This window comes from Acidovorax sp. M2(2025), from assembly GCF_049330835.1.
Taxonomy (GTDB): Bacteria; Pseudomonadota; Gammaproteobacteria; order Burkholderiales; family Burkholderiaceae_C; genus Acidovorax.
In genome coordinates this window covers 1,183,997-1,203,457 of sequence record NZ_CP186262.1, presented here as the reverse complement: position 1 = coordinate 1,203,457, position 19,461 = coordinate 1,183,997, and the positions used below count along the sequence as shown (strand labels likewise).

General features: G+C 61.5%; 16 protein-coding genes. 5 read left to right on the top strand and 11 right to left on the bottom strand.

The window, feature by feature from the left end:
- Window positions 1-59 precede the first annotated feature (59 nt).
- Window positions 60-2,348 carry a M12 family metallo-peptidase gene (locus ACOYR3_RS05540; RefSeq protein WP_422845477.1) on the top strand — a complete coding sequence of 763 codons (2,289 nt, stop codon included), beginning with the start codon at window positions 60-62 and terminating at the stop codon, window positions 2,346-2,348.
- A 381-nt stretch (window positions 2,349-2,729) separates the two neighbouring features.
- Here ACOYR3_RS05540 and ACOYR3_RS05535 read toward each other — a convergent pair whose 3' ends face one another.
- The 9 genes from ACOYR3_RS05535 to ACOYR3_RS05495 all read right to left on the bottom strand — a co-directional run bounded on the left by ACOYR3_RS05535 (window position 2,730) and on the right by ACOYR3_RS05495 (window position 13,460).
- Window positions 2,730-3,626: an NAD-dependent epimerase/dehydratase family protein gene (locus ACOYR3_RS05535; RefSeq protein WP_422845476.1), complete on the bottom strand. Its 897-nt coding sequence runs from the start codon at window positions 3,624-3,626 to the stop codon at window positions 2,730-2,732.
- 16 nt (window positions 3,627-3,642) lie between these two features.
- Window positions 3,643-4,677 (bottom strand): GDP-mannose 4,6-dehydratase, encoded by a 1,035-nt coding sequence (gene gmd, locus ACOYR3_RS05530; RefSeq protein WP_422845475.1) that lies wholly within the window; start codon window positions 4,675-4,677, stop codon window positions 3,643-3,645.
- A 162-nt stretch (window positions 4,678-4,839) separates the two neighbouring features.
- Window positions 4,840-7,338, bottom strand: a complete 2,499-nt coding sequence (locus tag ACOYR3_RS05525) for a glycosyltransferase family 4 protein (RefSeq protein ID WP_422845474.1) — start codon at window positions 7,336-7,338, stop codon at window positions 4,840-4,842.
- Window positions 7,338-8,735, bottom strand: a complete 1,398-nt coding sequence (locus ACOYR3_RS05520; RefSeq protein ID WP_422845473.1) for a methyltransferase domain-containing protein — start codon at window positions 8,733-8,735, stop codon at window positions 7,338-7,340. The genes ACOYR3_RS05525 and ACOYR3_RS05520 overlap by 1 nt, the downstream gene beginning before the upstream one ends.
- Complete coding sequence (locus tag ACOYR3_RS05515) at window positions 8,732-9,946, bottom strand: ABC transporter ATP-binding protein (RefSeq protein WP_422845472.1); 1,215 nt, start codon at window positions 9,944-9,946, stop codon at window positions 8,732-8,734. The genes ACOYR3_RS05520 and ACOYR3_RS05515 overlap by 4 nt, the downstream gene beginning before the upstream one ends.
- Entirely contained in the window at window positions 9,946-10,734 is a 789-nt protein-coding gene (locus ACOYR3_RS05510; protein WP_422845471.1) for an ABC transporter permease, read from the bottom strand. Before ACOYR3_RS05510 ends, ACOYR3_RS05515 begins: the two co-directional genes overlap by 1 nt.
- 20 nt (window positions 10,735-10,754) lie before the next feature.
- A complete protein-coding gene (locus ACOYR3_RS05505) occupies window positions 10,755-12,221 on the bottom strand; it encodes a mannose-1-phosphate guanylyltransferase/mannose-6-phosphate isomerase (protein WP_422845470.1) in 1,467 nt (488 codons plus the stop codon).
- A 2-nt stretch (window positions 12,222-12,223) separates the two neighbouring features.
- The gene (locus ACOYR3_RS05500) at window positions 12,224-12,592 is read right to left on the bottom strand and encodes a DUF2304 domain-containing protein (RefSeq protein WP_422845469.1); all 369 of its coding nucleotides are present in this window, start codon (window positions 12,590-12,592) and stop codon (window positions 12,224-12,226) included.
- A 382-nt stretch (window positions 12,593-12,974) separates the two neighbouring features.
- Complete coding sequence (locus ACOYR3_RS05495) at window positions 12,975-13,460, bottom strand: CZB domain-containing protein (RefSeq protein ID WP_422845468.1); 486 nt, start codon at window positions 13,458-13,460, stop codon at window positions 12,975-12,977.
- Between the two features lie 210 nt (window positions 13,461-13,670).
- Between ACOYR3_RS05495 and ACOYR3_RS05490 the strand changes: the two genes are divergently transcribed.
- Window positions 13,671-14,690, top strand: coding sequence for an LLM class flavin-dependent oxidoreductase (locus ACOYR3_RS05490; RefSeq protein WP_422845467.1), 1,020 nt, complete (start codon window positions 13,671-13,673; stop codon window positions 14,688-14,690).
- 82 nt (window positions 14,691-14,772) lie between these two features.
- Here ACOYR3_RS05490 and ACOYR3_RS05485 read toward each other — a convergent pair whose 3' ends face one another.
- Together ACOYR3_RS05485 and ACOYR3_RS05480 are read right to left on the bottom strand one after the other, a co-directional pair.
- Window positions 14,773-15,552 carry a hypothetical protein gene (locus ACOYR3_RS05485; protein WP_422845466.1) on the bottom strand — a complete coding sequence of 260 codons (780 nt, stop codon included), beginning with the start codon at window positions 15,550-15,552 and terminating at the stop codon, window positions 14,773-14,775.
- A 205-nt stretch (window positions 15,553-15,757) separates the two neighbouring features.
- Window positions 15,758-16,507: an SDR family oxidoreductase gene (locus ACOYR3_RS05480; RefSeq protein ID WP_422845465.1), complete on the bottom strand. Its 750-nt coding sequence runs from the start codon at window positions 16,505-16,507 to the stop codon at window positions 15,758-15,760.
- Between the two features lie 229 nt (window positions 16,508-16,736).
- Here ACOYR3_RS05480 and gspF point away from each other — a divergent pair, with 229 nt between their 5' ends.
- From gspF to ACOYR3_RS05465, 3 genes are all read left to right on the top strand, one after another.
- Window positions 16,737-17,969: a type II secretion system inner membrane protein GspF gene (gene gspF, locus ACOYR3_RS05475; protein ID WP_422845464.1), complete on the top strand. Its 1,233-nt coding sequence runs from the start codon at window positions 16,737-16,739 to the stop codon at window positions 17,967-17,969.
- Window positions 17,970-17,976: 7 nt separating this feature from the next.
- Window positions 17,977-18,897, top strand: a complete 921-nt coding sequence (locus tag ACOYR3_RS05470) for a 5'-nucleotidase (RefSeq protein WP_422845463.1) — start codon at window positions 17,977-17,979, stop codon at window positions 18,895-18,897.
- Window positions 18,898-19,083: 186 nt separating this feature from the next.
- Window positions 19,084-19,416 carry an EF-hand domain-containing protein gene (locus ACOYR3_RS05465; protein ID WP_422846528.1) on the top strand — a complete coding sequence of 111 codons (333 nt, stop codon included), beginning with the start codon at window positions 19,084-19,086 and terminating at the stop codon, window positions 19,414-19,416.
- Window positions 19,417-19,461: the final 45 nt, after the last annotated feature.

Here is a 19,461-nt window from a genome sequence, read left to right as displayed (position 1 = left end):
CCGCCGCGGCAGGCCGCAGCACGGAAGTTATTCTCTCTCTTATCGAAGCATAAAAAACAATGAGGCTCGCCAGTTCATTTAGAAAATGGGTTGAATCAGCGCTGATCCTCATTTTTCTCGCTACGGCAGAGACGGGGCTCGCACAGCAAACGCTGCAACTCATTCCGGGAAAACCCCACTCGGAACAGATGGCAACGACAGCACTGAACACCCGGGTGGGCGAAACCCTGCGCATTGAGAGCCTTCAGATTGACGACGCCCATCCCAAAGTTGTCAATCTTGCGCTGCGCCGCTCAGAGGTTACCAGTGCCGACACTCAGTACATTGTTATTGACCAAAAAGGGAGCCGCACATTTCCTCTTGCGGCCTCCGCTCATTTCAGTGGAGCCGTTGAGGGTTCGCCCGATGGCTATGCGTTTGTATCGGTCAGTCCCGACGGCGAAATTCGTACCATTATCCACCAGGATGATGAAACCATCCTCAACGAACTGATTCCCGAGCGTATAAAAACTGGGGGCCATGCAGCTTCGCGTGTGGTCGACCAACAGAAAGACTTTACCAGCAGGGAGTTTTCCTGCGGGGTGACGCCAACCTTTCTTCAAAAGGATCCAGCCCAACGAAGTGTTCGGCTGGAGTCCTTGCGGAAACAAGGGCAGCTAAATGCCAGCAGCATCGGTGCAGAAAAGGCCGGGAGCCTTCGTCGCGCAGATATCATCATTGACAGCGACTACGAATTTTTTCAGAAATTTGGCACGGAAGCTGCAACATTCACTTATATAACCAACCTGCTGGCATATGTTAGCAGCAGATACCAAACTGAAGTAGCCACACGGTTTAACCTCAAGCAGATACTCATCCGGACAACGCCATCGGATCCGTGGACCCAGACTACCACCAGCGGAATGCTCAACGAGTTGCAGGCTTACTGGAATGCAGGGGCCAATGCTTCAGTTCCGCGCCACCATGTGCATCTGTTGAGTGGGAAACCCATAGGGGGCGGCATTGCGTATGTAGGTAGTCTTTCCAATCCCGGCATTGCCTACGGCGTGAGCGCGGGCCTTTCCGGCAGTTTCAACCCATCGAGTCCCCAGGTCATCTGGGATTCCGTCGTGGTGGCCCATGAAATCGGGCATGCCTTTGGGAGTTCCCACACGCATGACTATGACAACCCTTTCATTGCGCCCTCTCCCAACACGGGAGGGGCGATTGACTGCTGCTACTCTGGCAACGCTACCGGGCAATGCGGCCTGTCCCTGGGCGGTGCAGGGCTGACCGGCTATTTGCCCGGGCTGTCCTCCATTACTGGCGGGGGTGCTGGCCAACGCAACGGCACCATCATGAGCTACTGCCACCTGGTCTTTGGAGGCATGGCCAATCTTAGTTGGACGTTCGGAACGAACCATCCCTACGGCGTGAATCCCGGCCGCGTGCCCTCGGTCATGTCCAGCCAGGCCCAAGCCAAACTCCCGCTGGACACCTCCGGGACTTCCGACTTGATGGTCACCAAGGCTGGCAACGGCACCGTTACCAGTTCCCCCGCGGGCATCAACTGCGGCCTGGACTGCACGGAGTCCTTTCCCGACGGAACGGCTGTGACCCTGACTCCGACCCCGGGTGTGGGTTATGTCTTTTCGGGTTGGTCGGGTGACTGCACGGGGAGTGGTGCCTGTTCAGTGACGGTCAATGCCCTCAAAAGCGTGACGGCAACCTTCACCCCCGTGCCGGTAGGCCTGCTCTCCATCGCAAAAATCGGCACGGGTACGGGCACGGTCACACGGGCCGGCGGAGCAATTAATTGCGGCGCGACCTGCACCGAATCACTGCCCCCTGGATCCACGGTGACTTTGTCAGCCAGCCCCACGCCAGGGAGCACATTTGCCGGCTGGAGCGGTGGTGTCTGTAGCGGTTCAAGCACCTGCGCATTCACCATCAATGCAAACACCACCGTCAATGCGCAGTTCAATTTGAACGCAGGGGGCGCCACCTTCACGCCACTCGTGCAAAGCAATCTGGCAGGTGCCGCAGGTTCCACACAGTATTTCACCGTCACGGTTCCGGCAGGAGCTACGAATCTGGTGATTCAGATCAGCGGTGGCACGGGAGACGCTGATTTGTATGTCAATTTTGGTGCAGTGCCGACACTAAGCACTTATATCTGCAGACCGTATCTCACGGGAAACAACGAATCGTGCCCCCCCATTGCGAACCCGTCAGCAGGCACATACCACATTATGATCACTGGCTACGAGCCGTTTAGCGGTCTAACGCTGGCTGCCAGCTATCAGTTGGCCAATGCAGGCAACCCTGCAGATATTGGCACAATCATTAACCTCCTGCTACTAAACTAAGCCGACTCGATGAGGATGCCATGAAGATAAAAAAGTACCTACCCCTTGCCGCGCTAGCAATGGGAGCGTTTTTTACGAGTTTCGCGCAAGCACAAAATTCCTATGTTGAAGAGGATCCGATTTACATCCGGTTTGAACAATATACCGGAGCAGGGGGCACCATAGCATTTTGGAGACTGCCTACACCCGGAGGGTCTGTATTCCCTGGGAGCACATGCACCAGCCTCCAAATACCCAACGATAGGCCGGAGCATGCATCCAGATTCATGGCACTCTATCTTTTTGCAAAAACAAATAACAAAAAGATTTTTTATATCTTCAACACCAGCACGTGCATTATTACAAGCTTCGGAACGAATGGATAAATTCACATAAAACACCTCAGCTGGCATTAAACATCCAGTCAAGGGTCTCTTCCAGCGGCGGCGTGTTCCATTCCCCAACAAGTTGTCGCAGGAAGTCATTGCTTCCGCAGAGGGAACGCACATCACTTGCACGAACGTACGCGGGATTTACCTGCACATCCATCGAATATCCGGAAATCCTGTTCATAATATTCAGGATTTCCCCAATCGACCGGGCATGGCCCGAGCAAACGTTCACCGTGGCCCCGACCGGGCAGACCTCCAGCAGGCGGCGGTAAGCCTGCGCCAGCGCACGGACATCAGAAAAATCCCGCCACACATCAATGTTGCCCAGTTCAATCGTTGACGCACGCCGACGGTAATGCGCAACGATCTTCGGTAACAGGAAGCTCTCTGATTGCCCCACCCCGGTGTAGTTGAAGGGGCGAGCAATGACGATCGGCAGCCGGTCCAGCCACAACCGCGCCATGTGCTCCATCGCCAATTTGCTGACGGCGTAGTCATTTGCCGGGTGGGCCGGGGCAGCCTCTGTCAGCACGCCTTCTGTCGAATTGCCGTACACGTTCGCGCTGCTCGCGAGGAGCACGCACTGCGGCGCGTGTCCCGCCTGGGCCAGCGCCGCCAACAGGTTGCGCGTTCCCACCAGATTTACCCGATAAAAGGCATCGGCGTCCCCGTGCCCCACAAAGGCAATGCCAGCGAGATGGACCACCGCGTCGGGTCGTACTTGCGCCACCACAGTGCGCAAAGACGCCGCATCCAACAGATCAGCGCAGTAATAGCCGGGGACGCTCCCATTCTCCGGCTGTGAGCCTAGGCCCATCACGTCCCACCCGTGAGCTTGCAACTCAGCAGCCACATACTGCCCGGTAAATCCATTGACACCGGTAATCAACGCGCGCGGCTTTTCCATCACATTCCTGCAGCCATCAGAACGAAAAACCGCGCTGATTGCGCCCCAGGTCGGCATCCACCATCATCTGGCACAACTCTTCCAGGGTGGTCTTGGGCTCCCAGCCGAGCTTGGCCTTCGCCTTCGCCGGATCACCAATGAGCAGTTCCACCTCGGCGGGACGATAGAACTTGGGATTCACGCGCATCACCACCTTGCCGGTTGCAGTATCGACCGCTGTTTCATTATCCGCGGTGCCCTTGAACTCAAGCACCATCCCGGCACCTTTGAAGGCCATGCGCACAAAATCCCGCACCGTTTCCGTCCGGTTAGTCGCCAGCACAAACGTATCAGGCTCATCAGCTTGCAGCATCCGCCACATCCCCTCGACATATTCCTTGGCAAAGCCCCAGTCCCTCTTTGCATCCAGATTGCCAAGTTCCAGAACGTCCAACTTTCCCAACTTGATCTTCGCCACTGAGTCGGTAATTTTGCGCGTGACAAATTCGCGCCCCCGCAGCGGGCTTTCGTGATTGAAAAGAATGCCGCTGGAGCCAAAAATTCCATAGCTCTCGCGATAGTTCACTGTCATCCAATGGGCATACAGCTTGGCAACGCCGTAGGGACTGCGGGGATAAAAAGGCGTGGACTCCACCTGCGGCACCGCTTGGACCTTGCCGAACATCTCTGATGTACTGGCTTGATAGTACCGAACCTTGGGGTTAACGATACGAATAGCTTCCAACAGATTTACGGCACCCATGCCGGTAATCTCAGCCGTAGTGATTGGCTGTTCAAAGGAGACACCTACAAAACTCTGTGCCGCCAAATTGTAGACTTCGGTCGCCTCAGTGGTTTGCAGCAAACGTATGCTGGCAGATAGATCAGTTAGATCATATTCCACCAAATGCAGATTGGGGTGACTGGCAATGCCAAGCTCTTCGATGCGCCAAAAATTGACAGAACTGGTTCTGCGGTACGTTCCGTACACATGGTAGCCCTTCTCCAGAAGCAGCTGCGCAAGGTACGCCCCATCCTGACCTGTAATACCCGTAACGATAGCTCTTGTCATCGCCCTATTCCTCAAAAACGAACAAAACACTTAACCAGTTGCGCATATACACCACAACGATCTCAAATATCACATCGCCCACATTCTTGCTGGAGCATAACCCACCGGACACTGGCCGACAGTGCGAAATTTCCATCACAAAATTATCAAAAGACCGCCTCACTAGAATCTGCTGAACAACTGGCGCGCACTATCACTCCACGTCAACCAAGCCATGGAAGTTGAAACTGGGTGAGCCTCGCTTTCATACAGATCAAGCCATGCGTTCAGCGCTTCCGCCAAGGCGGCCGGCTCTTCCCCTTTGAAATAATATGCACTTGCGCCTGCAACTTCCCGGAAGACGGGAATGTCGCGCGCAATAATTGGAAGACTCTTTTGAGCAGCCTCAATCAAGGGCAAGCCGAACCCCTCTCCCTTAGAGGCCACCAACAAAACGTCCGAGCAATGGTATATGGCATCCAAATACTCATCGCTGATTCCCTGCAACCAGAACAGACGCTCACCATGAAACGGATGCGTCTCGATGCGCCTGCCCAGTTCCTCAGTTTTCCAGCCTGCTTTGCCCACGATAACCAGATGGGCGTTCACGCCTGAAGCCCACAAGGACTCCATGGCTTGCAATGCCTGATCGTGTCCTTTGCGTGGCTCCAGCGTCCCGACCATCAAGAAAGTCGGAGCCCGCTTGATCTGAGCCAACACACTAGCGGCGTCGGGCGGCATCCCCTTGGAGGGAGACGACTCTTCGATATCCGCCCCCAAATGGAACCATTCGATGCGAAAACTAGGATGAGGCGGGCGTGGCTGGGCCTGCAAATAGGCGCGCAGTTCTTCTGCCACAGCCTGAGAAATGCACATGGCGCCATCGGTGCGCGCTACCGTGGCAAGCCAACGCGCATGCCCCGCAGCCGAACCGTCGGGAAAGCACTCTGGTAATTGCACGGGCAGCAAGTCATACACCACAAAATAAACACTGACACCCCAAACACGCATCTGCTCGAAAAATCCCGCGCGCACCGTCACATCATCAGATTGCAGGTCCAGCCCTATAAATACATCACCGTTGTAGAAGGCAACAGGGCTGTCCTCTTCCGAGTCATCCAATTGACCCAAAAAGGCATTCTTAAATCGATGAGCTGTGTGGTAACCAGCACCATCATTGCTGGCACGTACCGGCACAACAGAAAATCCCTCCGGGGGATTTCGCAGCCATTGCCCCAGAATACTGCGCACGACCCGCTGGATACCTGTTCGGGCATCGCCGCGGGCCAATTCAGTAACGTCCACAAATAATTGGCGCGAGGATGCCGTTGGTGGAAAGTTACGGTCGAGCATTTGGGCAAGCGCCAGCCGGTACGCGTCCTGCGGCGGATGCTGAGGCAGGGCCTGAAGACGCCCCATCAGTGCGGGCAAAGATTCAGGGCCACCCGTTGCTTCACCTGGTAAATAGCGCCCCAGGGCCGCAAAGGCCCGTTGCGCCGTGATGTCCCAAGAAAAATTGCGGCGATGCAGCAGCGCATGCGTCTCCAAACGGGAGCGAAAAGCATCGTCGCTCAACGCCTGCTTCATTTTGCTTGCAATAGACTTTGGATTGTGCGGATCGAAGAGTGCTTCCGGCGTACCGGCCACTTCAGGCATGGCCGACACATTGCCGGCCAAGGCCGCCCTCCCGCAACTCATTGCCTCCAGTAGCGGAAGGCCGAAGCCCTCGTGCCAGGACGGGAAAACGAACAGCTTGCACAAGCGGTACAAGGTGAGCAGGTCTGCATCAGAGACAAAACCTGTCAACACCACGGCATCGCTCTCGAGCCCGAGTTTTTGGACTAGCTGATGAATATCATTGAGCTGCCCGGGAGACAGCCTGCAAACAATGGCCAATTGATGCTGGGCCCTGATCAGCGGCGGAAGCGCCGCATAAGCATGCACCAAGCCAAGCACATTTTTGCGGTGGTCCATCCCGCCTGTGTACATGACAAAAGGGCGATGGAGGCCAAGCCGAGCCCGGACATCTTCCGCAACGTCTGGCCTAATCGTGCCAGGAGTGAACTCGGCGCCAACTGCAGAGGAAATGTTGGTTATTCTGTCTGCAGGCCAGTGCAAATACTCCATTGCCTCCACACGGGAAGACTCTGAAATCGCCAGAAGATGGTCGCAGCGCTTGAGCTGCTTCAAGTGGTATGCATACCATGTTTCAACCGCCGGATTCCGGTTGAGATAGATTTCCGGATGGATCAGTGGAATCAGGTCGTACAGGACCGCAAATGTCGCGTAGCCACAGCGCTCATCTTCTTCCACCGTCACCACGGAGTCTTCGTCAATGGCCTCGAAGATGGCACCATTAATCACCACGGCGGGCTCCAGGGACCGCAGGAACGCCAAGCGCACTTGCTCCGCGATGCTCCGGCGGCCATCCACATCAGGGCGAAGGTGGTTGAGCGGACCAGGCGCTCGCCAAACGCGGATGTTCTCTTGGGGAATCAGTCCTTTGAATTCATCACGGATATGGATGGTGGAGTCCGCATAGGCACCGTTCAGGGCGAGCAGAATTTCATGCTCTCCGCGGTTGCGGCACATGGCCTTGGCAAACTCAAAAACATAGCGACCGATGCCCCGATGGCGGTTGCCATCGGACTGCGCGCCCTGCATGTCTATGACGATACGCATCAGTGCGATCCTCCCAGCGCACCTTGGATGTGCGCATAAATCTGCCGAGCGCGTATCGACAGGCTGTCGAATGCCACTGCTGCATCGGTGTCTGCCGTCACGGGCGCGACAGCGTGTTCCGGTACCAGCCCCGCTCGGGCAGCCAAGGAGCGCAACTGGCCATGCAGCGCCGGAAAGTGGGCCACCAGCCAGTCATTGATCCGGGCGCTGCGTTCAGCATTGCGCAACACCCGCGACATCAGACCGGCAAGAGGACGATGGAACGTTTCGATACCGCGAGAAATTACCAGGTTGGCCGATTGGCGTGCCGTCTTCTGCACCTGCAGTCCCAGGCCAGCCACGGCACGCAGGGGCGCAGTAATCCGCCAAGACCAGCTCTGCCGCAAGGCTTGGCTGTCTGCCTCCAGGGCTCGCAAACGCTCCTGCAGGGCCTGCATAGCCTGCAGGGTTTCGGGATCTTGCGGTGGGCGAGCTTGCGCAACGCGTTCAACAGCGCGCAGCCGTTCCTGGGTCTGGAAGGCCTGCAGGTCCAGACGCTCTTGCATTTGACCAGCCAGCACCTCCAAGCGCTCCTGAACCTGGGCGGCAGAGGCTTCCAGGCGCTGCTCCAGGGCACTGAACCGCAGGTCGACGTTATCGAACCGCAGATCGGTGCGATGGTCGTAGCGCGCCGCAAGTTCATGCAGGGTGATACCCGAGGGTGCAGCAAATGCAGCGTCCAATGGCTGCATGAACTCGGCGGAACCAGACTTTTGTGCCACGACCGCATAGTCAGGACTTGCGCCTTCCAGCACGGTCATCAGGCTGACATCGGCGCCCTTGTGCAACTCTGGGGCTTCCTGCAGCCGCTGCACCTGCACGCGGCCAAATCCCAAATGGTCCACAAGAAAAGACAACAGCAATGGCGGAATGGGGCGATGGTGGGTAGGGTCGAGATAAAAGCTATGGGCGCCAACCACCAAGTTTTCCGGATTGGGCGTTTCCAGAATCAGCAATCCCCCAGGCTTTAGAACACGCAAGGCCTCGGCCACCAGCGTTCGCAGCACCTCAAACGGAATATGCTCGACAAAATGAAATGCAGAAACGATGGACTGCGAGGCCTCGTCCAACTTCCGCAAATAGGTTGGCGCGTCTTCCAGCGATACCGACAGTCCACGTTCGGTGCAGGATGCAAGCATGCCGGCGTCCATGTCCACGCCGTGCGCTTGGAACCCTGCGTCACGCAGCAGTTCCAACCATTCTCCTCGGCCACAGCCCAGATCAATGGCGGTGGCCGGCTGGTGAAGTGCAAGCAGCGGAGTGATGAAGGGCCGGTAGGCCTCCAGGCGTCCACGGATCAATTCACGGGAGCCGCGATAACGATCCTCAAATGCACGGTAAAAACTGACAACACTCACCGCTGGTACTCCACTTGGGGTGGAATCCAATTGACACCCACAAAATAATCACGATTGACATTGACCACGTTGAAAACCAGAGCCAAGTCCTTCCATTCAAAATTGGACGCCAGATGCGTGTCAGCCACATGCAATGCGGTAGAGACAGCGTACGAACCCAGGCCGAGATTGGCGGGGAAAGAAAATGCGAGCGTCAATTGCTCGCCCTTCTTGAGCGAACTCAAATCCACCTTGAGATGGTGGGTATTGGTACCGAACACGGGTTGGCCCAGCCGATCCTTGATCATGTAACCGAAGACAAGGTCCGGTAGATCAGCGTACAGGTTAATCTTTACCTTGAGCTGAATATATTCGCCCACGTTAATGTATTCGGCAGGCTCGCCATTTTCGTTGAGTAGCACTATGGAATCCACCCGGGCCTCCCCCGTCCCAGAGGTCGTCTGAGCACGGCCATCTTCCAGCCGCGTCACCTCCACCGTGGCGTTTTCACGCTGGGCAATCAGAGCGTTGTAGTAATCCATGACCTCTTCAGGGGCGCCATCTTTAATCACCGTCCCTTTCTCGAGGAGTAGCGCCCGGCTGCACAAGCTCTGAATAGCGCCACGATCGTGCGACACGATAAGCAATGACGTGCCCTGCTCACGGAACTCGCGAATCTTGTTAAAACTCTTGTGCTGGAAATAGGCATCGCCCACCGAAAGTGCCTCGTCCACGATCAGCACATCCGGGCGGACGGCCGTGGCCACACTGAAGGCCAGGCGCATCTGCATGCCGCTGGAGTACATGCGCACCGGTCGGTCAATGTAATCACCGATTTCGGCAAAGGCTTCGATCGCCGGCATGCACGCCGCAATCTCGTCCTGCCGCAGCCCGAGCAGCTGCCCAGCCATGAAAACATTTTGCCGGCCGGTGAAGTCGGGATGGAAGCCCATCCCCAGTTCCAGCAGTGCCGCCACGCGGCCCTGGCTGGAGACGTGCCCGTGGGTGGGTTGCGTCGTGCCCGTGATGATTTTGAGCAACGTGCTCTTGCCTGCACCGTTCACCCCGACGATGCCAACGGCCTCACCAGGCTGCACGGTAAAGGTGATGTCACGCAGCACCCAGTTTTTTTCATGGGTAACGCGGCGGGTTATCCACTCCCAGGCCCGGGCCCATTTGCTCGGATACCGCTTGTAGGCCTTTCCGACGTTGGCGACAGTCAGTGCGCTCATCACAATTCATCCACCAATTCACCCACCCGCGCCAAGAAAAAGCCTGCGCCCAGCAGCAAGAAAACCACCGTCAAGACGACCAAAGGCAGCAGAGGGCCAAAGGCGGGCAGGGTCTTGTCCAGGAGAATCTGCTGGTAGGCAGCCATCAGCGGCTGCATCGGGTTCAGCGCCACCCATCCCCGCGCCGGCTCCGGCAAGGCGGGCAGCGTGTAGACAATGGGAGTGAGCCAGAACCAGAACTGCAGCACGACGCCGGTGAGCTGGGCCACATCACGGAAGAACACATTGAGCGTGCCCAGAAAGATGCCCAAGCCCAGCGTGAACAAGATCTGCAAGGCAAGCAGGGGAATCAGCGCCAGCAAAGCGATGCCGGGCCAGTGGCCAATGATGGCAAGAAATGCGAGGTAGAGGGCAAAAACAATGCCGAAGTTGATCAGCGCAGAGACCGTGACGATGGCGGGCAGACAGATGCGCGGAAAATTCGACTTTTTGATCAAGTTGCCCTGCTCCAGAAAAATACTGTTCAGGCGGCCCAGCATTTCAGCAAACAGGCCCCAGGTAATCACGCCAGCACACAAGTAGATGCTGAAGGCAAACGGCGTGTTTTCATGGCCAGGCAGGGTGGACCGCATCAACTGCCCGAACACAACCGTGTAGATAACGATCATGGTCAGCGGGTTGGCAACAGACCAGAACGCGCCCAGCAGGGACTCGCGGTATTTGCCGTGAAACTCGCGCAGCACGCTGCTCCACACAAAGCCCCGGTAAGCCCACAGGGCGCGAAGCATGGGTACTCCAGGGATGGCGTTCACTGGGCGTTTTCCGTTGCCGGCACACGGCCGTAGGTGTCTTCAAAGCGGACGATGTCGTCTTCCCCCAGGTAGCTGCCGGACTGCACTTCGATGATCTCGAGCGGTACCTTGCCCGGATTGGCCAGCCGGTGGGTATGGCCGAGGGGGATAAACGTTGATTCGTTTTCCCCGAGCAGGAACGTCCGGTCGCCATTGGTAACCTGCGCCGTTCCCTTCACCACCACCCAGTGCTCTGCACGGTGGTGGTGCATCTGCAAGCTCAGCTGAGCCCCGGGCTTGACCACGATGCGCTTGACCTGGAAACGCTCGCCGCCATCGATGCTGTCGTACCAGCCCCACGGGCGGTGCACCTTGCGGTGGGTCGAGGCGAGGCTGCGTCCTTGGGCCTTCAGCTCTGCAACGATCTTTTTGACATCTTGCGTGCGACGCTTGTCCACCACCAGGATGGCATCGGGCGTTTCCACCACGACGACGTTGTCGAGCCCCACGGCGGCCACCAGGCAAGACTCTGAAAACAGCAGACTGTTGCGGGTATCGATGGCCAGAGTCTGGCCGGCATGGGCATTGCCGTCGGCGTCGCGTGGCAACACATCCCACAGCGCGTCCCAGGCGCCCAGATCAGACCAGCCGGCATCCAGCGGTACGACACGCGCACCCATGCCCTGCACGACGTTGCGCGGCAGGTGCTCCATCACGGCGTAGTCGATGGAATCGGATGGGCAGGCGGCAAAGGCGTCGCTGTTGGGACGGACAAAGTCCATGTCGCGCGCGCATCCTTCAATGGACAGCTGGCAGGCGCGGAGCATCTGGGGTTGCAGGGCCTCCATGGCTCGCAGCCATTGGTCGGCGCGCACCATGAAGAGGCCGCTGTTCCACAGGTAGCTGCCGCTGGCGACGTACTCCTGGGCAAGTTGCAGGCTGGGCTTTTCTTCAAAGCTTTCCACGGCAAAGGCACGGCCCTCGCCCACAGCGCTTCCCTTGCGGATGTAGCCGTAGCCGGTCTCGGGGCGGCTCGCGACAATGCCAAAGGTCACCATATGGCCTTGCTGGGCCAGGTCCCAGGCGGTTTCCACAGCCTGGTGAAGCGGCTCCAGTTTCGTCATCACATGGTCTGCAGGCATCGCCAGCAAAATGGCGTCCGGCGGTGCCACCAAGGCTGCGAGCGTCAATGCCGGGGCCGTGTTGCGGCCTATAGGCTCCAGCACGAGCGTGGCCCCCGCAAAACCAGCCTCTTGCAGTTGCTGCGCAGCCAGAAAGCGGTGGTCCTGGTTGCACACCACCACCGGCGCATTGCGCGGGATACGGGAAGCCAGCCCATCCAGGCGCCGGGCCGTGTCCTGCAGCATGGAGACGCCGTCTCCGTTGAGCGCCAGGAATTGCTTGGGGTAGGTTTCACGCGACAGCGGCCACAGGCGAGTGCCCGAGCCGCCACACAAGATGACGGGAAGCAGGGAATGGGTCATGTTCAGGGGGTATCGGAGGGAGGCACCTGGTCCCGCAAGCGGCGGATTTCAGCCTCCAGGATCGCGAGCCTTTGGTTGAGACGGCGCATGTCGCGCTCAACCCGGGTGTTGACCATATCAACGTGCAAGGCCTTCAAAAGAAGAACAATGCAAACAAAAAGTAACAGCAGCGCTGGCGAGTAGCTGATGCGGAACAGGACAGCCAGATGGTCAATCAGGCCGGGCCATGCCCCCAGCAACGCTGCGGCGGCAGCCACGGCCACCCAGAACAGGCCCAGCATCAAGTACAAGTGGTCGCGGCGCACAAGAAACAGGATCAGCACGGCAAGGCTGATTCCCATCAGTGCAGTAGTCGCCTGCAAGGACGCCATGTAGGGGTTCCCCTCCTTAAGTTAGAGCAGCACGAAGAAGAGGCAGGCTTGCGCAGGAATCGGAGTCCCACACGAGCGAGGGCGGGCAGCCACGTCAAGAACAACGCGCCCCTTTGAAAAAGGCAGAGCTATGGTTTTGGCGCGCATTGTAAAACCGCGCTATGGGGCGACCGACGCGCCCGCCCCACAAACGTTGGAACATTGTCAACTGCGGAGCCCTCGCTCAGCCGATGTCCAACGAGGTTGCAGAGCAGCGGGCGCGCGCCTTTGGCACGCCTCAGGCTCAGAAAATGAACGCGGCTGCTCCCGAGCCGGCGTACGCCTCTCGCCAGACGAAAAGCACGAGGTCGCGCAGGTTCAGCGCGCAAGCCTCAGGAGCAGGTCACCGGCCCAGTCCGCGCTTCAATTCCTTGAGCAGCAGCACCACCTGGTTCGACGCGTGGCGGCAGCTGCCCTTGAGGAGCGCCTGGGCTTTGGGCCCGTCACCCGCACGGTAGGCCGCCACCACTTCTGCGGCTTGCAAGTGAAAGTAGCGATGCCTTGCCACCAGCATCCCGAAGGCAGGATAGCTCCCGAGCCGCACCCGTCCGGTGCCGTACAACCAGCGGCCCAGGTCGCAGCGGTCGTCCAGGCAGACGCGCTCGGGCCGCATGACCTCCTGGGACCTGCCGCTCACCATGTCCTGCAGGCGCAGGGTCCAGCGCTCATGGCTGGCGATGGCCGCGTCGATGTCCAGTTCGGTCATGAGCAGCGCCGCGTCTTCCGGATCCAGCACCAGTTCGCTGCCGTTGTCCTCCACAGCCCAGGTGGTTTCCGGGCTGGCGGGGTCCTGCTCGCGGAGCTTGAACAGACGGCTGAAAAATCCCATGCGTCATCCCCAAGACGGGGTTCCGTTTGCGCTCGGCGCGACCGTTGTGCCCCATGAATTAATTTTGAAACATTTTGTTTGCACCCGGGTTTTTTGGCTACCACTATTTGACGCAGGGGTGGGCTCGTCCCCGAAACAGGCCCTCATGCCACTGCCGGATCTGGCAGCTCGCCGCGACGGGCACAGAAGGGCTGCCAGACAATAGACGCCATGACGCCTCCTACCCCCCGCCCCCAGTTGTCCCTGCTCGACCTCGTTGCCGTCCGCGAGGGCGGAACCGTGGCCGATGCGTTGCAGATTGCGCTGCGCACGGCCCAGCATGCGGAAACGCTGGGGTTTGTACGCTACTGGCTGGCGGAGCACCACAACATGGCGGGGATCGCCAGTTCGGCCACGGCCGTGCTGGTGGGCCATATCGCAGGGGGCACGTCACGCATCCGCGTGGGGTCGGGCGGCATCATGCTGCCCAACCACGCGCCGCTGGTTGTTGCCGAGGCGTTCGGCACGTTGGCGGAGCTGTACCCCGGGCGCATCGACCTCGGACTGGGCCGCGCCCCGGGAACGGACCCCACCACCATGCGCGCGCTGCGCCGCAACCGGGTGGAAACCGAAGAAGACTTTCCGCACGACGTGGCCGAGCTGCAGCACTTGCTTGCCGCGCCCGAGCCCGGCCAGCGCCTGATCGCCATGCCGGGCGCCGGCACCAACGTGCCGGTCTGGCTGCTGGGCTCGAGCCTGTTCTCGGCGCAGCTGGCGGCCGAGCGCGGGTTGCCGTACGCGTTCGCGTCGCATTTCGCACCCCGCATGCTGCACCAAGCGATCGCGCTGTACCGCAGCCTGTTCCGGCCGTCTGCCGCCTGGCCCCGGCCGTACGTGACCATCGGCGTGCCGCTGATTGCCGCCCCGACGGACGATGAAGCCGAGTACCTTGCCAGCAGTACCTACCAGCGGGTGCTGGGCATCCTGACGGGGGACCGCCGCCGACTGCTGCCGCCGGTTGCAAACTACGCCGCCCAGCTGCAGCCCCAGGAACGCGCCGCCATCGGCGACTTCCTCGCGGCCGCCGTCATCGGCGGCTCGGACACGGTGCGCGCCGGCCTGCTGCGCCTGGCCGAGGCCACGCAAGCCGACGAGTTCATGCTGGTGAGCGATGTCTACGACCCGGCACTGCGCCTGCGGTCGCTGGAGATTGCGGCGCAGGCCCACGCGCAGGCCTGGCCCCGCAGCTGAGCACGGCGGGCTGCGCGAGCTTCACGCGCCTGCCCGGAGGCTGCCCCCCAAGGCCGACGCGGCGCTGGCGGGCTTCCCGGGATCAGGTCTTCTGGCCCGTGTAGACGTAGGTTTGCGCCTTGCTCGCGCTCTGCCCCATGATCACCACGGTCTGGGTCCAGTTGTTGTAGAGCACCACGCTTTGCACGACCACGCCGTCACCCACCGGGCAGGTCGCACCGGAGAAGGTCAGGGGCAGGTCGAACACATTGCGGCCGCTGGCGCGCGGCACCACCGTGCCGCGAACCGAGCAGCCGGGGTACGAAGGAACGGACACCAGCCCGGCGTCCGAGATCGACAGCGATACCAGCGGCTCGCGGACCTGGTTGCCAAAGCCGGTGCCTGCGTAGGTGCCGGGCAGTTCGCTCACCACGGCCGGCTGCTCGTACAGCACACCGTAGCTGCCCGCAAACTTCACGCCGTTGGCGGCCGTGACCTGGACCGAGTCGCGCACCACGTATTTGCCGGAGTAGCTGACCGGGGTCGACTTCCGGTCGGTGATGTGGGCCTCGTCCACGAAATTCAGGTAGCGTGCGCTACCGGACACGGCGTCGGCACCGGTCGTTTGCACCGAGCCCTGGGACAGCCCCACCGCAGCGCCCGTCTTGTCGCTCAGCAGGCTCCACGTCTCGCCGTTTTCAAGCACCACGCCGAACACATCCAGCGAGTCGGTGGTGGCGCCGTTCCACAGGCCTTCCACGCCTTGCACCACGGTCGCGGGAGGCTTTGGCGCGGGCGGCGGCGCGGGATCATCGCTGCCTCCGCCGCATGCGGACAGCACCAGAGCCGCAAGCAGCCCTCCCCAGGCAATCGTCTTGTTCACTGTTCTTCTCCTCTTTTGTTGAATCCCATGCGGGGCCCTCGGCCTTTGCGGCGACCCTCTGCTCGCAGGAAGGCGCGGCGCGGCACGGCCCCACCCGCCGCATCTTAAGGGCACGCACGCGCACCGCAGAAGGTCCCGCCGGCCGGCCGGGGACATGCCGTCTCGCCCACGCCACACGCCGGCAGCCGGGCCCTGCAGCCCCGGATCACCGGGCCAGATAGCCGCCGTCGACGGGGTAATAGGCGCCGGTGACAAACGACGCCTTGTCGGACGCCAGCCAGGTCACCAGCTCGGCCACCTCTTCCGGCTGGCCCAGGCGGCCGACGGGGTGGGCCCCCACCAACAGCGCCTGGACGCCCGCGTCCTGCTCCAGGCCGCTGATCATGGGCGTGTGGATGAAGCCGGGCCCCACCGCGTTGATGCGCACGCCCCGCGCGCTGTATTCCAGGGCGGCGGCCTTCGTCAACCCGACGACGCCGTGCTTGGCGGCCGTGTAGGCCGGCGCGGTGGCAAACCCCACGGAGCCCAGGATGGAAGCCATGTTGATGATGGAGCCGCCGCCGTTGCCCAGCATGGCCGCGATCTGGTACTTCATGCCATAGAAGACGCCGGAAAGATTGATGTTGATGACCTGGGCCCAGCCGTCGAGCGGGTAGTCGGCCGTGGGCGCCTGCGGGCCGCCGATCCCTGCGTTGTTGCAGGCCACGTCCAGCCGCCCGTACTGCGCCACGGCGCGGCGCACCAGCGCCTCCACGTCGGCAGCGCGGCCCACGTCCGCCGCCACGAACAAGGCGTCGCCACCGGTGGCACGGACCAGGGCCGCGGTCTCTTCGCCGCCCTCCGCATTAACGTCCGAGACCACCACCTTCGCGCCTTCGCGGGCCCACGCCAGCGCGACGGCCCGGCCGATACCGGACGAGGCGCCCGTGACCAATGCCACCTTGTTTTTCAGCATGAAAGACTCCTTTGTCGTGAACGCCTGCGACCCCGCGCCACAGATCGGCAACAATTCTGCGCCTCCTCCGCGGCAATGCCTTGACTTTTGTCATGCCCCACCCGGCCCCCACCCGGCCCCCTCCGGCGCGGCAGGCGATTGGTGAGCGCTGGCGAGCAGCTACCATTCACCGCAGCGGCAGGCGCACCGGTCCCTCCGCATCTCCCCCAACTGCCGCCCGCCACACCGCATGCCTGCTTTTTCCTTTGAAGCCCTGGACGCCCAGGGCCAGACCCGCAAGGGCCTCCTGGAGGCCGACACGGCCAAGGCCGCGCGCAGCCTGCTGCGGGCCCAGGCGCTGGTGCCGCTGGCCGTGGAACTGGTGCAGACCGGCCGCTCGATGGACGGCAGTTCTGCCGGTGCGGGCCAGCGGTGGTTCACCCGGCCCGTGTTCGGCGCGACGGCGCTGGCCATCTGGACCCGGCAGATCGCCGGGCTGGTGTCCTCCGGCCTGCCCCTGGAGCGTGCGCTCGCGGCGCTTTCCGAAGAAGCGGACGACGAGCGCCAGCGCCACCTGGTCGCGGCGCTGCGGGCCGAGGTGAATGCCGGCGCGACGTTTGCGCGGGCCTTGTCGCAGCACCCGCGCGAGTTCTCGGATATCTACTGCGCCGTGATCGGCGCGGGCGAGCACAGCGGCAACCTGGGGCTGGTGCTCGAGCGCCTGGCTGACGACCTGGAAGAGCGCCAGGCCCTCAAGGCCAAGCTGGTGGGCGCGGCGCTGTACCCGGCCATCGTCACCGTGGTGGCCATCGTGATCGTGCTGTTCCTGGTGGGCTATGTGGTGCCCCAGGTGGCGAGCGTGTTTGCCGGCACCAAGCGCGCCCTGCCCTTCCTCACCGTCGCCATGATGGGCATCAGCGGGTTTGTGCGCAGCTATGGCTGGGTGCTGCTGATTGCTATTATTTTGATAGCTGCTTGCGCCCGCTGGGCGCTGACTTTCGAGCATTTTCGTCAAAAATTCGACGCCGCATGGCTGCGTCTGCCGCTGGTGGGCAAGCTGGCGCGCGGCTACAACGCGGCGCGTTTTGCGGGCACCCTGGCCATGCTGGCGGGTGCGGGCGTGCCCATCCTGAAGGCGCTGCAGGCCGCCGCCGAAACCCTGAACAACCGCGCCTTGCGCGCCGACGCGCTGGACGCGCTGGTGCTGGTGCGCGAGGGCGCCCCGCTGGCTTCCGCGCTGGCGCAGAAGAAGCGCTTTCCCGGCCTGCTGTCGATGTTCGCGCGCCTGGGCGAGCAAACGGGCCAGCTGCCCGTGATGCTGCAGCGCGCCGCGCGCCAGCTGTCCACCGAAGTGCAGCGCCGCGCCATGCAGCTGGCCACCATCCTGGAGCCGCTGCTCATCGTGGCCATGGGCGGCATCGTGATGCTGATCGTGCTGGCGGTGCTGCTGCCGATCATTCAGCTGAACCAATTCGTGAAGTAACCCTGCCATGCCTGTAACGCTGGACGACAAGCTGGTGGTGGCGATCTCCTCGCGCGCCCTGTTCAATTTTGAAGAAGAGAACCAGCTCTTCGAAGCGGGCGACGAAGAGGCCTACATGCGCCACCAGCTGGCCCTGGTGCACCAGCCCGCACGGCCCGGCGTGGCGTTTTCGCTGGTGCGCAAGCTGCTCGCCTTCAACACGCCGGACGTGCAGCGGGTGGAGGTGGTGATGCTCTCGCGCAACGACCCGGCCAGCGGCATGCGCGTGTTCGCCTCGGCCCAGGCGGCGGGCATGCGCATCGAGCGCGGGGTGTTCACGCGCGGACGCGATCCGTTTGCCTACCTCCGGCCGCTGGGCGCCCACCTGTTCCTGTCGGCCAACGAGACGGACGTGCGCCAGGCGCTGTCCATCGGTTTTCCGGCCGCGCGGGTGATGACCGACTCCACCCCCGCGGGCGACCGGTTTCCGGGCGAAGTGCGCATTGCCTTTGACGGCGACGCCGTGCTGTTCTCGGACGAAGCCGAGCGCGTGTACCAGGAGGGCGGCCTGCCCGCCTTCCAGCTCAACGAGGTGGACAAGGCCAACCAGCCGCTGGCCGGCGGGCCGTTCAAGCCGCTGCTGGCCGCGCTGCACCGGCTGCAGCAGCAGGCGCAGGCCTCGCACACCATGCGCATCCGCACGGCGCTGGTCACAGCGCGCAGCGCCCCCGCGCACGAGCGGGCGGTGCGCACGCTGCTGGACTGGGGCATCAGCGTGGACGAGGCGATGTTCCTGGGCGGGCTGGAAAAAGGCCCGTTCCTGCGCGAGTTCGAGCCCGACTTCTTCTTTGACGACCAGACCGGCCACGTCACCTCGGCCGCGCGGCACGTTCCGGCGGGGCATGTGTCCAGCGGCATTTCCAACACCGAAAGAACCGCCGGCGCGTAGGCCACTGTTCAAAGACGACGCAAATTCTTGCAACGCTGGGTGAAAGCTTGCAAAGACGCCGTTGCATTCACCCTGCAACAAGCCGCATGTGCCACCATGCGTGCCTAGCGTTTCCGGGAGCTGCTCTTGCACCACCGACTTTTCTCCGCCGCTGCCCGCACCGCCGCCTGGGCTGCCGCCTTGGCCATGGCGGGGGCCGCCACCGTCTGCATGGCCGGGGAGGCATCCGCCACAGCCCCCGGCACGCCCGAAGCCCCGCAGGCCGGGCTGACCAAGGGCGAAGTCAAGGCCATGCGCGAATTCAAGATGCTGGACTTTGACGGCAATGGCAAGCTCAGCCGCACGGAGGTCAAGCTCTTTCCCCGGCTTTCTGCCGCCTTTGACGACGCGGATACCGACAAGGACGGCTACGTGTCGTATGAGGAAGTGCGCGCGTTTGCCGCCAAATACCGGGCGGAACGTGAACGCAACAAGGCGGCGCAGGCGGCCGGCGATACCGCAGCGCCCGCAGCGCGCTGAAACATTTCAGATCAAAAAAGGCCTCTAGCGCTTGTGCAGAAAGCG